15 protein-coding genes are annotated in these 12,860 nt (G+C 44.5%); 13 read left to right on the top strand and 2 right to left on the bottom strand.

What is annotated here, in order from left to right; genetic code table 11:
* The first annotated feature begins 37 nt into the window (after positions 1-37).
* Together PSI14_RS16030 and PSI14_RS16025 are read left to right on the top strand one after the other, a co-directional pair.
* Complete coding sequence (locus tag PSI14_RS16030) at positions 38-1,252, top strand: tyrosine-type recombinase/integrase (RefSeq protein ID WP_273576821.1); 1,215 nt, start codon at positions 38-40, stop codon at positions 1,250-1,252.
* Positions 1,253-1,474: 222 nt separating this feature from the next.
* A complete protein-coding gene (locus tag PSI14_RS16025; protein ID WP_273576820.1) occupies positions 1,475-1,687 on the top strand; it encodes a helix-turn-helix transcriptional regulator in 213 nt (70 codons plus the stop codon).
* Positions 1,688-1,954: 267 nt separating this feature from the next.
* Here PSI14_RS16025 and PSI14_RS16020 read toward each other — a convergent pair whose 3' ends face one another.
* On the bottom strand, positions 1,955-2,137 hold the full coding sequence (locus PSI14_RS16020) for a YlcI/YnfO family protein (RefSeq protein ID WP_187651465.1): 183 nt from the start codon (positions 2,135-2,137) through the stop codon (positions 1,955-1,957).
* Between the two features lie 190 nt (positions 2,138-2,327).
* On the opposite strand from PSI14_RS16020, the gene PSI14_RS16015 reads away from it, so the two are divergent.
* Genes PSI14_RS16015 through PSI14_RS16005 form a run of 3 tightly spaced genes read left to right on the top strand, consistent with a single transcriptional unit; the run spans position 2,328 to position 5,336 of the window.
* Positions 2,328-2,519 carry a hypothetical protein gene (locus PSI14_RS16015; protein ID WP_273576819.1) on the top strand — a complete coding sequence of 64 codons (192 nt, stop codon included), beginning with the start codon at positions 2,328-2,330 and terminating at the stop codon, positions 2,517-2,519.
* Positions 2,512-2,919 carry a hypothetical protein gene (locus tag PSI14_RS16010; RefSeq protein WP_273576818.1) on the top strand — a complete coding sequence of 136 codons (408 nt, stop codon included), beginning with the start codon at positions 2,512-2,514 and terminating at the stop codon, positions 2,917-2,919. Before PSI14_RS16015 ends, PSI14_RS16010 begins: the two co-directional genes overlap by 8 nt.
* Positions 2,920-2,921: 2 nt before the next feature.
* The gene (locus PSI14_RS16005; protein ID WP_273576817.1) at positions 2,922-5,336 is read left to right on the top strand and encodes a primase-like DNA-binding domain-containing protein; all 2,415 of its coding nucleotides are present in this window, start codon (positions 2,922-2,924) and stop codon (positions 5,334-5,336) included.
* Positions 5,337-5,788: 452 nt separating this feature from the next.
* Here the strand turns inward: PSI14_RS16005 and PSI14_RS16000 are convergent, their stop codons facing one another.
* Positions 5,789-6,235: a hypothetical protein gene (locus tag PSI14_RS16000; protein ID WP_273576816.1), complete on the bottom strand. Its 447-nt coding sequence runs from the start codon at positions 6,233-6,235 to the stop codon at positions 5,789-5,791.
* Positions 6,236-6,491: 256 nt separating this feature from the next.
* Between PSI14_RS16000 and PSI14_RS15995 the strand changes: the two genes are divergently transcribed.
* From PSI14_RS15995 to PSI14_RS15960, 8 genes are all read left to right on the top strand, one after another.
* Positions 6,492-7,646 (top strand): phage major capsid protein, encoded by a 1,155-nt coding sequence (locus PSI14_RS15995; protein ID WP_273576815.1) that lies wholly within the window; start codon positions 6,492-6,494, stop codon positions 7,644-7,646.
* A 42-nt stretch (positions 7,647-7,688) separates the two neighbouring features.
* On the top strand, positions 7,689-8,237 hold the full coding sequence (locus PSI14_RS15990; protein ID WP_273576814.1) for an HK97 family phage prohead protease: 549 nt from the start codon (positions 7,689-7,691) through the stop codon (positions 8,235-8,237).
* 2 nt (positions 8,238-8,239) lie between these two features.
* Positions 8,240-9,457 (top strand): phage portal protein, encoded by a 1,218-nt coding sequence (locus tag PSI14_RS15985; RefSeq protein WP_273576813.1) that lies wholly within the window; start codon positions 8,240-8,242, stop codon positions 9,455-9,457.
* Entirely contained in the window at positions 9,454-9,789 is a 336-nt protein-coding gene (locus tag PSI14_RS15980) for a phage head closure protein (protein ID WP_099115757.1), read from the top strand. The genes PSI14_RS15985 and PSI14_RS15980 overlap by 4 nt, the downstream gene beginning before the upstream one ends.
* Entirely contained in the window at positions 9,786-10,088 is a 303-nt protein-coding gene (locus PSI14_RS15975; protein ID WP_273576812.1) for a head-tail connector protein, read from the top strand. Before PSI14_RS15980 ends, PSI14_RS15975 begins: the two co-directional genes overlap by 4 nt.
* Entirely contained in the window at positions 10,088-10,513 is a 426-nt protein-coding gene (locus PSI14_RS15970) for an HNH endonuclease (RefSeq protein WP_273576811.1), read from the top strand. Before PSI14_RS15975 ends, PSI14_RS15970 begins: the two co-directional genes overlap by 1 nt.
* Positions 10,514-10,630: 117 nt before the next feature.
* Complete coding sequence (locus PSI14_RS15965) at positions 10,631-10,984, top strand: phage terminase small subunit P27 family (RefSeq protein WP_273576810.1); 354 nt, start codon at positions 10,631-10,633, stop codon at positions 10,982-10,984.
* Positions 10,981-12,642 carry a terminase large subunit gene (locus PSI14_RS15960; RefSeq protein WP_273576809.1) on the top strand — a complete coding sequence of 554 codons (1,662 nt, stop codon included), beginning with the start codon at positions 10,981-10,983 and terminating at the stop codon, positions 12,640-12,642. The genes PSI14_RS15965 and PSI14_RS15960 overlap by 4 nt, the downstream gene beginning before the upstream one ends.
* Positions 12,643-12,860: the final 218 nt, after the last annotated feature.

Genomic DNA, 12,860 nt, shown 5'->3' with positions numbered 1-12,860 from the left:
GGGCATTGTTAGGTTCAATCAAAATGGATGCCCCCACATGAAGTTGACAGCCAGACAGATAGACACCGCAAAGCTCAAAGACAAATCGTACAAACTCTCCGATGGTGGGGGCATGTACTTAGAAATTTTTCCGAATGGTTCCAAATGTTGGCGGTTAAAATATCGCTTTGCAGGTAAAGAGAAGCGATTGGCATTTGGTACTTATCCCACCGTAACGTTGGCAGAGGCCAGAAACAAAAGGGAAGACGCCAAAAAGATATTGGCAAATGGCGATGATCCGGGGCAAGTTAAAAAGCAGGAAAAAAGAGAAAAGGCTCTCATCGTAAATAACAGCTTCGACAAAATCGCCCTTGAGTGGCACGCTTACAAGGCTCCCAACTGGTCAAAGGGTTATGCAGAAGACCTTTTAGAAGGCTTCACAAAAGATATTTTCCCTTATATTGGCAAGCAAGCTATCACCGATATCAAACCTTTAGACATGCTCACCGTTTTGCGCAAAATGGAACAGCGCGGCGTTCTTGATAAGTTGAAAAAAATCAGGCAGGCATATAACCAAGTTTTCAGATACGCAATTGTCACAGGAAGAGCAGAATATAATCCTGCTGCTGAACTGGCTGGAGCATTAGCAACACCGAAAGCCAAACATTTCCCGCATTTGAATGTTGATGAATTACCCGCGTTCCTACAGGCACTTTCCCTCTATAGCGGAAGTAAGATTACTCAAATCGCGACCAAATTACTTTTACTTACCGGATTAAGAACAATAGAACTGCGAGCCTCTACTTGGGCAGAAATTGATTTCGATAAAGCAATTTGGGAAATCCCACAAGAACGCATGAAAATGCGTCGGCCTCATATTGTCCCACTTTCTGAGCAGGCTCTGGCTTTGCTGAGAGAGTTAGAGGCGATCACAGGCAGATTTAATTTTGCTTTTCATGGCAGGAATGACGCAGGTAAGCCAATGAGTGAAGCTGCTATTAATCAGGTTCTTAAACGTATTGGTTATGGTGGAAAAGCCACAGGTCATGGATTCCGCCACACCATGAGCACTATCTTACATGAACAGGGCTATAACACTGCTTGGATTGAAACACAGCTTGCTCATGTTGATAAAAACAGCATACGAGGCACTTATAATCATGCCCAATATCTGGATGGTCGTCGGGAAATGCTGCAATGGTATGCGGATTATATGGATGCACTCGAATTAGGAGAGAATGTGATACATGGAAAATTTAAGAAACGTGCTTAACTGAATCAATATAAAATAATTATCTTTGTTGTTTAATATATAACTATTTATGATTTTTTTAATCATAAATAGTTATTTTGTGGTCTATAAAACATATTGGATTCTTTGTATGAAACAAAGCACTATCCCAGTGTGATGATCTCACATTATAAATTCTGTTTAATTATCCCTGTTCTAACAACGTCCAGAAGCATCAATTATAGACAAGCTAACGGGGAAAATATGTCAACAATTACTATACCTAAAGAAAATCTTATTCGCTTGCCAGAAGTTCAACGCAGAACTGGTTACAGCAAAGCGTGGCTTTATAAACTTATTGGAGAAAATAAATTTCCCAAACAAGTTAAAATTGGCTCTCACTCAATTGCTTTTATTGAATCAGAAGTCGATAGCTGGATAGCTAAACGCATTGCCGAATCTCGTGGTGAAATGTAATAAAGAAATATTACTGGCTGATAAGCAGAGAAAACATATTCTCTCATCATGAATAAAAAAACAGCAAATAAAAAAGATGATAAATAAAAACATGGCTAATAACCGTGATAGTATTTTATATATAAAAAATCAGGTATGCGATATTTTTATTAATTATATTGCTGTTGATTGGATTGAAAAAGAAAAGGATAACACTGCGAATGTTATCCTTAATTTATTCTCTTTTAAAGAAATAGCTAACTACTGGATTTATTATCGATTAATTAGCTATTGCTCAGATGAAGCTTTAGCTTTGCGCTGGCGGCGTTTGATCTCAGCTTTGACAGAGGTAACGATAAACTGTGCTTTGTTTTCGCCTTCTGCAATATATTTTTCCATTTCTTCTACAACTTCATGTGGAAATCTTGCGTTTAATTGTTGTGACTTAGAATTCTTAGAACCTGTTGCCATTGCTGAACTCCTTATATATAGGTGCGATTCAGTATACACAAAAGGAATTATAAAAAAAGAATTGAAGTGCGATTCAATTACAAGTAAAGTGAATCGCACCTTGAGTGATTCAAGGCAGAAAAGACAACGCCCCGAAGTGCTTGGAACCACTATCGAGGCGTCTAACCACAACGTAAAGGAGATTTACGCTATGGCTGACACACAGTCTAACCAAACTCGCCTAAAATTTACATTCCTAATTGCATCCGGCACTCAGCGGCTGGTGGATATTTACCCGTTATGCTTGATTATCGTTCTGGCAAGCAGTGAAAATGAAGCTCGTCTATTGGCTGACATGTCCTCTCTGATCTTTGTATCACGTCAGGAGGCACACCATGAGTAATAAAACAATCTCATTAAAACAAGCTCTATATCGCGCAAGTCTTGGCATTTCACTTTTCACGTTCATTAGCAAAAAAGCCAAAAATGAATGCGAAACCAATTTAAATAATCTGATTGCATTGGCGTACGGCATTCATCAGGAGGTTCACCGCGCCCTGTTGAAATATGCTCCGCAGCCACCGATGAATAAATTATTAAATTGCATTGTATACAGAAAATCCGATCCGTTAGGTCAGGCTTCATTTCGTGCGGGTTTATGTACCTCTTTATATGAGATCATTCTTGAGCAGGCAAGCCAACACTGTTCGGAAGAGTTACACGATTTGCTGTCGCTAGCCTGTGATATTAATCAGGAAGTTTACTATTCGCTCTATGCAGCGGTTAATGGCGAGGACGAGTGATCATGAGTCAGGGAAATAATAATCAGAAAAGCCGCCCGTTAGATATTATCCGAACAGTGAAAAAATCAGCCATCAACCACTGGCAAAGCCTGTTACCTGCTTGTGGCGTTGATGTTCCGGCAAAAGGCAAACACGGCGCTTGCCCGATTTGCGGCGGTACTGACCGCTTTCACTTTATCGATGATAACCATCATGGCGATTGGCACTGTCGTCAGTGTGATGCACCCAATCACGGTGATGGTCTGGATTTGATCGCAAGAACCAAAGGGATCACGGTCTTTGCTGCCGCTAAGTTGGTAGCCGATGCGCTGGCACTTCCTTTACCTGAATCCAAGTCCACCAAAGAACAGCCCCGAACAGCGAAACCTATTGCTGAACGTATCGTAACAATGCTCGCTACAGCTATTACGGGTGAATCTCAATATCTGATGAAAAAGGGGCTGCAATGCCCCAATCAGCGGTTATTGAAAGATGGCTCTTTATTACTGGTGGTTCAAACGCTGGACGGCACGATCACAGGCGGGCAAACCATCAAGCCTAATGGTGAAAAACGCCTTGTCTCAGGGACTCAGAAGAAAGGCAGTTTTATTCCTGTCTCCGAGATTACCGGAACACCAGACACTTTCATTATCACCGAAGGTTATGCCACAGCGTTAACGGCCAGCCAGTTACATGAGGGTGTGGTATTGGCAGCCATTGATGAAAGCAATTTATTCACCATTGCCGAACAGGTCAGAACACAGTGGCCTAACGCAAAAATCATCCTTGCCGCTGATAACGATTGGCACGAACCGGAAGAGCGGGACAAAAACGGCAGGCTAAAAAAGAATGTCGGCAAGATAGCGGCAGAAAAAGCAGCTATAGCGATTAACGGCTGGGTCACGCTACCGCCTACGGCATTAAAATCTGATTGGGACGATTATCGCCAGCATCACGGCATTGAGGCAGCAAAGCAGGTATTCAGTAATGGATTATATCAGGTTGGGGAGCCAAAACTCATGGAAGCAGAAGCGGTGATTATCCACGAAACAAAGCCCAAAAAGGCCAATAACAATCTGGCACAAATGGCAGCCAGTCAGCGCGGGGCACTATTGGTTGAACGTTACGGTAAAGTCGCGGTTCATCCTGATAGCGAAATGGTTTACCACTATAATGGTACAACATGGGAAACCGTGTCGGATAATGAGCTGCGCCGCGCAATGGTGGCAATTTTTGACCAGCACGAAACCCCTTACAGCCCGAACGGGATCAATAACGCTATCTATGCCATGAAATTACAAGTGCCGGTTATCGGGGAACAACGACAGGATTTAATCGGGTTCCGTAATGGTGTGTATGATTTATCGGCTCAACAGTTTACCCTGCACCAGCCGGAACATTGGTTAATGAATCATAACGGTATTGCATTCACCCCGCCTGCTGTCGGTGAAAATTTACCAGACCATGCCCCAGATTTTTATCGCTGGTTATCCCATGCGGCGGGAAGCAATGAAAACAAGATGAACCGTATTAAAGCAGCTCTGTTTATGATCCTGGCAAACCGCTATGACTGGCAGCTATTTATTGAAGTCACGGGCGAAGGTGGCAGCGGTAAAAGCATCTTTACCTATATCGCCACCTTATTAGCGGGGGAACACAATACGGCCAGTGGCAACATGCGGGCACTGGACGAAGCCAGAGGCCGATATCAGTTTGTTGGGAAAAGCCTGATTACGCTGCCCGATCAGGTTAAATATGTCGGCGAAGGTGCAGGCATTAAGGCCATTACCGGCGGCGACCTGATTGAAGTTGACGGAAAATACGAGAAGCAGTTTTCAACGATTATTAAAGCTGTCGTATTAGCCACCAATAACGAGCCGATGAGCTTTACAGAACGTAACGGCGGTATTGCAAGGCGGCGGGTGATATTCCCGTTTAATATTCCGGTCAAAGAATCAGATAAAGACCCACATTTACCGGAGAAAATCAGTCGGGAATTGCCGGTCATTATCCGCCATTTATTAAACGAATTTGCCGACCAGAATAAGGCTAAAAAACTGCTACAGGCGCAACGCGACTCGAATGAAGCGTTAACGGTAAAGAGTCATTCTGATCCGTTGTATCGCTTTTGTGGTTATCTGGTAACCGTCAATGATGCAACTGGGATGAAGATGGGCAATAAGAATATCAGCCCACGGGCACCGAGGTTGTATCTGTATCATGCTTATCTTTCCTTTATGGAAGCGCACGGCTTTGAACGCCCGCTAACACTGACCAAGTTCGGCGAATCGCTCCCCAAAATTATGCTGGAGTATAAAAAGGGGTATCGGAAAGTGCGAACCAAGAAAGGTTATTCTTATAACGTTGAGTTGTCCGAAGAAGCCGAAGAGTGGCTGCCGTCAGTGCCTGAGTGCCGAGGCTTTAAATCCTCTCTATAAAACTTTTGGGTTTAAGTCTGCATTCTATGCACCATTTTAAATATCTATCTGTATTTAAAATAAAATAATAGATGTATAGTTATTTCTTAGCTATACATCAACTATACATTCTCTTCATTAGGATAAAAAAGGGGGTGAATAGGGGTTACAGTTAATGAATATCATATTAATTACCACAAACCCAGATGTAGCAAGGCTTTCGGAGAATTATGCAGAGGGTGTATAACTGAGAGGACGTAAAAGATTTATAGGGGGGTACTTTTGTGGGAAAACTAACCGAGACGCTACATTAGTGTTTAACATACGGGAAAATTTAAGCATATAGAAAATATTTCCCGTGATTGTTTTGTTTGTGCCCTTTATTATGTTGGTATAAAATTCTTATGAGTTTTTGTTATTACCTTGAATCGGTAGGAATACCAGATAGCTAAGATAATTTACACAATTACCAGCTAATAATATTCGCCATAATCGCTGTCTAGCCAATCTTCTAATTTAGTGTCTCTTAATGCATTTATCTTTATTTCTTCCATTAAATAATATTCAGGGAATGTACGTTCCTCATCCAATTCAATAAGTTCATTTAGTCTTTTCGTTTCCTGTATTGCGGTATCCTTATTACTAAATAAGAGAAATGAGTCACGATAAACTTGACCAAAGCCCTCTGCATACATAGATGCAACGTATCCAATTGAATTTAAATTAAAATCGCTCTTAATTAATTGTATTTCTACACCTTCTCGCAATATATCGTCTTTTTCAGCATGACTCATTTTTTCAGAATATTTTTCTTGTGCTTTTTTTGCCAGTTCTTCAGTTTCAAATATACCAAGAATAAAGCATGGGCCTTGATAACCTGATATATTTAAAATTAGGAAATAATAATTAACTCCATCCATTGTAAATTAACCTTAATATTATTAATCCAATCGGCTAGCATAACCAGCAACCATTTAAAATGGAATGTTTTTTTACAATTTGATAGGTAATCTTTCTATAAAATAAATTCTCATTGTAAATTTAAATAAAAGAAATAATTTTAAGATGAAATTTTTTATGTTTTGTATGTTAGAACATCATAGTTAGATTCCTTTCTTATTATTTTCATGGTGTTAAAAACTATGTACTGAAACAATAACTTTTCTGAAAAATACCATGAAAAAACTACTCGAATTACGCCAACAAAAAGCTGATTTAACCCAACAAATGCGCTCACTGCTGACCAAAGCCGAAGACGAAAAGCGCTCACTATCTACCGATGAAGCCAAACAGTTCGACGAGCTGCGCAGCCAGTCTGATTCTCTGAATACGGAAATTGCTCGTTATGAGGCATTATCTGATGAAGAACGCAGCCAAGCCAAAAACCAGCCGATCAATAACAAACTCAATAATGACGAATTGCGCCACTATATCCTGACCGGAGAAACTCGCTCCTTATCTACGGGAGTTCCGGCAGACGGTGGCTATACCGTTATCCCTGAGCTGAACAAACAAATCATGCAGCAGTTGGCTGATGAGTCGGTTATGCGCCGAATCTGTACCATCAAAACCACACGCAGCAATGAGTATAAACAGCTTGTTTCGGTCGGTGGTGCAGCGGTTGCTCATGGGGAAGAAGGCAAGGCACGTAGTGAGACAGCTACACCGAAAATGGAAGAAGTCAGCATCAAGCTGTTTCCGATTTATGCCTATCCCAAAACCACGCAGGAAATTATCGATTTTAGCGATGTCGATATTCTGGGCTGGTTAACCTCAGAAATCGTTGACACCTTTGTTGATACCGAAGAAACCGATCTGGTGAGTGGTGACGGCAGCAAGAAAGCAAAAGGCTTCCTGTCGTATCCCCGTGATACTCAAGTCGACAAGATACGTGCGTTCGGTACACTGCAAAAGCTGGATGCTGCCAAACTGGAAGCCGATAGCCTGATTGATCTGAAATTCCTGCTTAAAAACAAATACCGTAAGAACGCCGTTTGGGTGATGAATTCCACAACTGCCGCCAACGTGCAGAAGCTGAAAAATGGCAACGGGGATTACATCTGGCGCGAACGCCTGCAAGCAGGTGATCCTGATATGTTGCTGGGCTTGCCTGTCCATTATCTCGAATTTATGCCGGATAACATCATTGCTCTGGGTGACTTCAAACGCGGCTATTTCATCGTTGACCATCAAACGGGCATCCGCACTCGTCCCGATAATATCACCGAGCCGGGATTTTATAAGGTACATACCGATAAATATCTGGGTGGTGGGCTGGTGGATTCCAACGCAATCAAAGTGCTGGAAATCAAAGGCACTAAAGCGGGTTAACGGTAAGGGGCACTGCGCCCCTTTATAATCTGGAGTCTACCAATGAAAAATGATTTTGAAATCCGCACTGCTTCCCTTTCTGCCAGTGATAAGAAACTGACCGGTTATGTGATTAAGTGGAACAGCCGATCCCAAATCCTGTGGGATGAGTTTGTCGAGCAATTCGCCCCGAATGCGTTCAGTGCCAGTTTAACAGCAGGCGCAGATATCAGAGCACTGTATGAGCATGATCATATGAACCTATTAGGCCGCACTACGTCCGGTACATTGCAAATTAGCGAAGATACCACCGGATTACGTTTCGAACTCACCCCGCCGGATACGCAGCTAGGACGCGATGTGCTGACACTGGTTGAGCGGGGTGATATTTCCGGTATGTCCTTTGGTTTTCGTGCCGTTAACGATCGGTGGGATACCAGTCAAACACCGTATATCAGAACCGTTTTAGAAGCCGAACTGCGGGAAATTACTGTTACCAGTTTACCCGCCTATCCTGAAAGTGGTGTTGAGATTGCCAAACGATCCCTGAATGCGGTTAAGCCTTGTTATGTGGATTTGCGCCATTACTGGCTGCAACTGTCCGAGGTGTGATCATGTGGCCTTTTAAGCGAAGTACTCCAGAACAGCGCAGTATGACGATGGATGAATTTTTTTCTCTGGCAGGCATATCTAATACCAAATCCGGCGAGCATGTTTCCCCCTCGACCGCCGAGGGTTTACCTGCCGTGATGAATGCCGTCACAGTGATTAGTGAAGCGGTCGCCACCATGCCCTGTTATCTCTATCGGGTTCAGCACCAGCACGGCAAAGAATCCCGCGAATGGTTGAGCGATCATCCGGTTGATTATTTGCTTAATGAATACCCGAACGACTGCCAGACCCCGTTTCAGTTTAAGCGAACCCTGATGCGTCATTGCCTGTTAAATGGCAATGCATATGCGGTCATCGTCTGGGGAAAAGACGGACAGCCACAATCATTACACCCTTACCCGCTGTCAGCGGTTGTCCCACAGCGATTATCGGATCACCGCTTTGCTTATACCATTACCGAACCCTATAGCGGCAAGGTCAAAACCTATCTACAGGAAGAAATTTTGCATTTGCGCTATGCCACGGAAGATGGCTTTTTGGGGCGCTCACCAGTCACAATTTGCCGAGAAACATTGGGTTTAGGGCTGGCACAACAGCGCCACGGGGCAAGCATTATGAAAGAAGGCATGATGGCAGCAGGCGTGATTAAAGCCACTGACTGGCTGGATGGCATCAAGGGCAGTAAGGCACTGGAAGCGCTAGAACGCTACAAGGGTGCACGTAATGCAGGGAAAACGCCTATTCTTGAGGGTGGGATGGATTACCAGCAGTTAGGCATGAGCAATCAGGATGCGGAGTGGCTGGCCTCCCGCCGTTTCACTATTGAAGATATCGCCCGTATGTTCAATGTCAGTCCGATATTTCTGCAAGAATATTCGAACAGTACCTACAGTAACTTTAGCGAAGCGTCACGCGCTTTTCTGACTATTACCATGCGTCCGTGGCTTGCCAATTTTGAGCAACAAATCAAATCCGCCTTGCTGATGAACTCACCAAAACGAGGCATTCGCTACCAAGTTGAATTTGACACAGCCGATCTGCTTCGCGCCAATCCGAAAGAACGCTTCCAGAGTTATGAGACGGCGATTAAATCCGGTGTGATGTGCCCGAATGAAGCTCGTGAACGGGAAGGATTATCGCCCCGTGCCGGTGGTGATGAATTCAGTCAGGCATGGAAGCAAACCGTGGAAATCAAACAACAATCGGAGGCCAAAAAATGAGAGCAGGCAGATTACGGCATCGGGTGACAATCCGAAAAAATGAAGCCAGTCGGGGTAAATTTGGTGAAGTACTCAACAACTGGGTAGATTTAGCCACTGTCTGGGCAGAAGTCAAAGCGATTAGCGGACGGGAGCTGGTGGCCTCCGGCGCCGTGTTCTCAGAAGCCACAGTGCGTATCTGGCTGCGTTATCGTGCGGATGTGACCACAGCGAACAGTATTACCTTTCACGGCGCGAACACGACGGGCACAGCTTTTAGCATTATGGCGGTCATTCCCGATGCGAAATACACCCGCCTAGAGCTACTTTGCAAGGGAGGGATATTCCGATGAGCCGGATTGAAATTCCCCTGAATGAAATCAAGCAGCATTGTCGGCTTGAGGACGATTACACCCTTGATGATAGTTTATTAACGGGTTATGCCGATGCTGCGTTGGAAGTCTGCCAGCAACATATCGGTAAGCGGTTTGGTGATAATCTGGCATTTACCCCAGCGATTAAAGTCGGTTGCCTGCTCTATATCGGCTTGCTGTATGAAAATCGGGAAATGGCAACGGATGTTGAACTGAAAGAAATCCCGTTCACCATTAACTCATTGTGGTCTGTCTATCGTGATGTGGGGATCTACTGATGCCGTGGCAACCATTAAGGCGTTGTAGTTATCCGAGTTGTACGCAACGAGTAACGTCCGGTCGCTGTGAGGAACATCGGCGGGAACAGAACAGGCAGCGCGGTACACGTACCGAACGTGGCTACAGTAACCGATGGAGCAGATACAGATTGATGTATCTCAAAACGCATCCCTTATGTGTACATTGCCTCAAACAAAACAGTTACACACCCGCCACCATTGTGGATCACATCATCCCGATACAAGGTGAAGCAGATGTGCTGTTCTGGCCTGCATCCAATCATCAAGCACTATGCCATGCCTGCCACAACCGTAAGACGGTACAGACAGATCCGATAACTAAAATGAAGCGAAAACAGGGAGCTTATCGGGAGCAGGAAGAAAAAGTAGCACGGTTGGTTAACTTCGGAATAATAACAAATTGAAATAACGGGGTGGGGTATCAAAAATGACAAATGCCCCTCTGAACGGAACCGCCCCCTCCTTAAATTTTTACGCTCGGCAATTTTTTTGAAAATAAATCACAAGGAACAGAGAACATTATGGCAAGAGCACCCAAACCACCCACTTATTTAAATGACATTGCCGCCAGCCAATGGAAGGCCAAAGGTAAAATCTTAAGTGAGCGGGAAGATCTGAACGCCGCTGACTGGAACAATTTAGAACTGTACTGCGTCAACTACGCTATTTACCGAAAAGCCGTGGCAGACATTGATATCAGGGGCTTTAGCATTGTGAACAGTCAGGGTAGTGAAAGCCGTAATCCGTCATTGAGTGCCAAGGCCGACGCTGAAAAAATCATGATAAAAATGTCTTCATTACTGGGTTTTGATCCGGTATCACGGCGGAAAAATCCGGTGGGAACAGAGGAAGAGGACGAGCTAGACCGACTATGAACGTATGGGAACAGTACGCTTTTGATATCGAAAACGGCACAATTCCGGCCTGTAAACGGGTAAAACAGGCGGTAAAACGTTATTTTAACGACCTGAATAACCCGTTTTATACGTTTGATACCGAAGTTGTCGAACGGTTTATTGGTTTTGCCCGTCTCTGTCCACACGTCAAAGGTCATTTGCGGGGTAAACCGATTATGCTGGAGCCGTGGCAGCAATTTGCGTTTGCTAATCTGTTCGGCTTCAAAGTGAAGGCCACCGGTCGGCGGAAGTACCGCAGTGCTTACATTCAGGTGCCGCGCAAAAATGCCAAATCCACCGTTGCCGCAATACTGGCTAACTGGTTTCTGGTGATGGAGTCAGGCCAGCAGGATATTTACACCGCTGCCGTGAGTCGTGATCAGGCGCGCATTGTGTTTGATGATACCCGTCAGATGTGCCTGCTATCAAAACCGCTCAAAAAACGGGTAGCTATCCAACAACACAAAGTAACTTGCCCGAAGAGCAACAGTCTGTTAAAACCACTGGCAGCCAAAGCCGCTACGATTGAGGGTACAAATCCCAGTCTGGCGATTGTCGATGAGTACCATTTGCACCCGGATAACGCTGTATATTCTGCCCTTGAATTAGGCATGGGTGCACGTCCCGAAGGCATTCTGTTTGCCATTACCACGGCAGGCAGTAACGTGATATCGGCTTGTAAACAGCATTATGATTATTGCTGTCAGATACTGAGTGGCGAAGAACAAAACGAATCGTTATTTGCCCTGATTTACGAGCTGGACGACGAGAACGAGATTGATGATGAAAACCTTTGGATTAAGGCCAATCCCAATCTGAATATTTCCGTGGACAGTGCCGCTTTGCGTGACACCATTCAGAAAGCGCGAGGTATTCCCTCACAATGGACAGAAATGCTCACCAAACGCTTTAATATCTGGTGTCAGGGCGAAACACCGTGGATGGGGGAAGGGGCTTGGAAAGCCTGTAAGACTGATTATGACGAGAACGACCTGAAAGGACTGGAGTGTTACGCTGGCTTGGACTTATCTTCAACGGGGGATATCACCAGCATCTGTTACACCTTCCCCGTGGATAACGAACTGTTATTACTGACCCGTCATTACTTGCCGGAAGCTCAGTTACAAAATCCTGCCAATAAGAATCGGGCAATTTACCGTCAGTGGGCACAAATGGGCTGGATACGCACCACAGCAGGCGATTGTATTGATTATGACCGTATTCGTGATGATATTCTCAAAGACAGTCAGCACTTTGATATCAAACTGATCGGTTTTGACACGTGGAACGCCACCCACTTAAGAACTCAGCTACAGGGAGCAGGCTTGGATGTTGAGCCATTCCCGCAAACCTATATGCGATTTAGTCCCGTTGCCAAATCAACCGAGGTGTTTGTTAACCGCAAGGTCATTCGTCACAATGGCGATCCGGTTCTCTCATGGGCAATGTCCAATGTGGTGATAGAGACCGACGCTAACGCCAATATCAAACCGAACAAGAAGAAATCGGCGAACAAAATCGATCCTGCAATTGCATTTCTGATGAGCTTTGGCACATGGCAAGCAGAGCATGAAGAGTTTGTGTTTACCTTAAGTGAGGTACAACAGCTACGTCTTAACACATTTAATGGAATATAACGTAAAAAGGTAAGCACTTTTACTGATTCGCTTATTGAAGCAGATAAACCAATCAGTTAAAGTAGCCTCGCCATTGGCAAATACCGATGGTCAAGGCGTCGCGGCCTTGTGCGCTTATACACTGGTAAGAATCTTTACCAGTGTGCCTGCTATTACCTTTTCTATGGTGGTTCAGGCGGGGGAGGCTTCGGCCTCGCCGGAGTAAGCGCCGGTCCGCG

Origin of the sequence: Xenorhabdus anantnagensis (assembly GCF_028598555.1) — a bacterium.
In the GTDB taxonomy this organism is placed as follows: Bacteria; Pseudomonadota; Gammaproteobacteria; order Enterobacterales; family Enterobacteriaceae; genus Xenorhabdus; species Xenorhabdus anantnagensis.
Note: the sequence above shows the minus strand (reverse complement) of the source record. Positions and strands in the feature narration are given on the sequence as shown.

Bases quoted from the DNA above. Each gene is read 5' to 3' on its own strand.
- PSI14_RS16000 (WP_273576816.1), bottom strand. From the start codon at position 6,235: ATGGATGGAGTTAATTATTATTTCCTAATTTTAAATATATCAGGTTAT.
- PSI14_RS15995 (WP_273576815.1), top strand. From the start codon at position 6,492: ATGAAAAAACTACTCGAATTACGCCAACAAAAAGCTGATTTAACCCAA.
- PSI14_RS16010 (WP_273576818.1), top strand. From the start codon at position 2,512: ATGAGTAATAAAACAATCTCATTAAAACAAGCTCTATATCGCGCAAGT.
- PSI14_RS15985 (WP_273576813.1), top strand. From the start codon at position 8,240: ATGTGGCCTTTTAAGCGAAGTACTCCAGAACAGCGCAGTATGACGATG.
- PSI14_RS15960 (WP_273576809.1), top strand. From the start codon at position 10,981: ATGAACGTATGGGAACAGTACGCTTTTGATATCGAAAACGGCACAATT.
- PSI14_RS15965 (WP_273576810.1), top strand. From the start codon at position 10,631: ATGGCAAGAGCACCCAAACCACCCACTTATTTAAATGACATTGCCGCC.
- PSI14_RS16025 (WP_273576820.1), top strand. From the start codon at position 1,475: ATGTCAACAATTACTATACCTAAAGAAAATCTTATTCGCTTGCCAGAA.
- PSI14_RS16005 (WP_273576817.1), top strand. From the start codon at position 2,922: ATGAGTCAGGGAAATAATAATCAGAAAAGCCGCCCGTTAGATATTATC.
- PSI14_RS16020 (WP_187651465.1), bottom strand. From the start codon at position 2,137: ATGGCAACAGGTTCTAAGAATTCTAAGTCACAACAATTAAACGCAAGA.
- PSI14_RS16015 (WP_273576819.1), top strand. From the start codon at position 2,328: ATGGCTGACACACAGTCTAACCAAACTCGCCTAAAATTTACATTCCTA.
- PSI14_RS16030 (WP_273576821.1), top strand. From the start codon at position 38: ATGAAGTTGACAGCCAGACAGATAGACACCGCAAAGCTCAAAGACAAA.
- PSI14_RS15975 (WP_273576812.1), top strand. From the start codon at position 9,786: ATGAGCCGGATTGAAATTCCCCTGAATGAAATCAAGCAGCATTGTCGG.
- PSI14_RS15970 (WP_273576811.1), top strand. From the start codon at position 10,088: ATGCCGTGGCAACCATTAAGGCGTTGTAGTTATCCGAGTTGTACGCAA.
- PSI14_RS15990 (WP_273576814.1), top strand. From the start codon at position 7,689: ATGAAAAATGATTTTGAAATCCGCACTGCTTCCCTTTCTGCCAGTGAT.
- PSI14_RS15980 (WP_099115757.1), top strand. From the start codon at position 9,454: ATGAGAGCAGGCAGATTACGGCATCGGGTGACAATCCGAAAAAATGAA.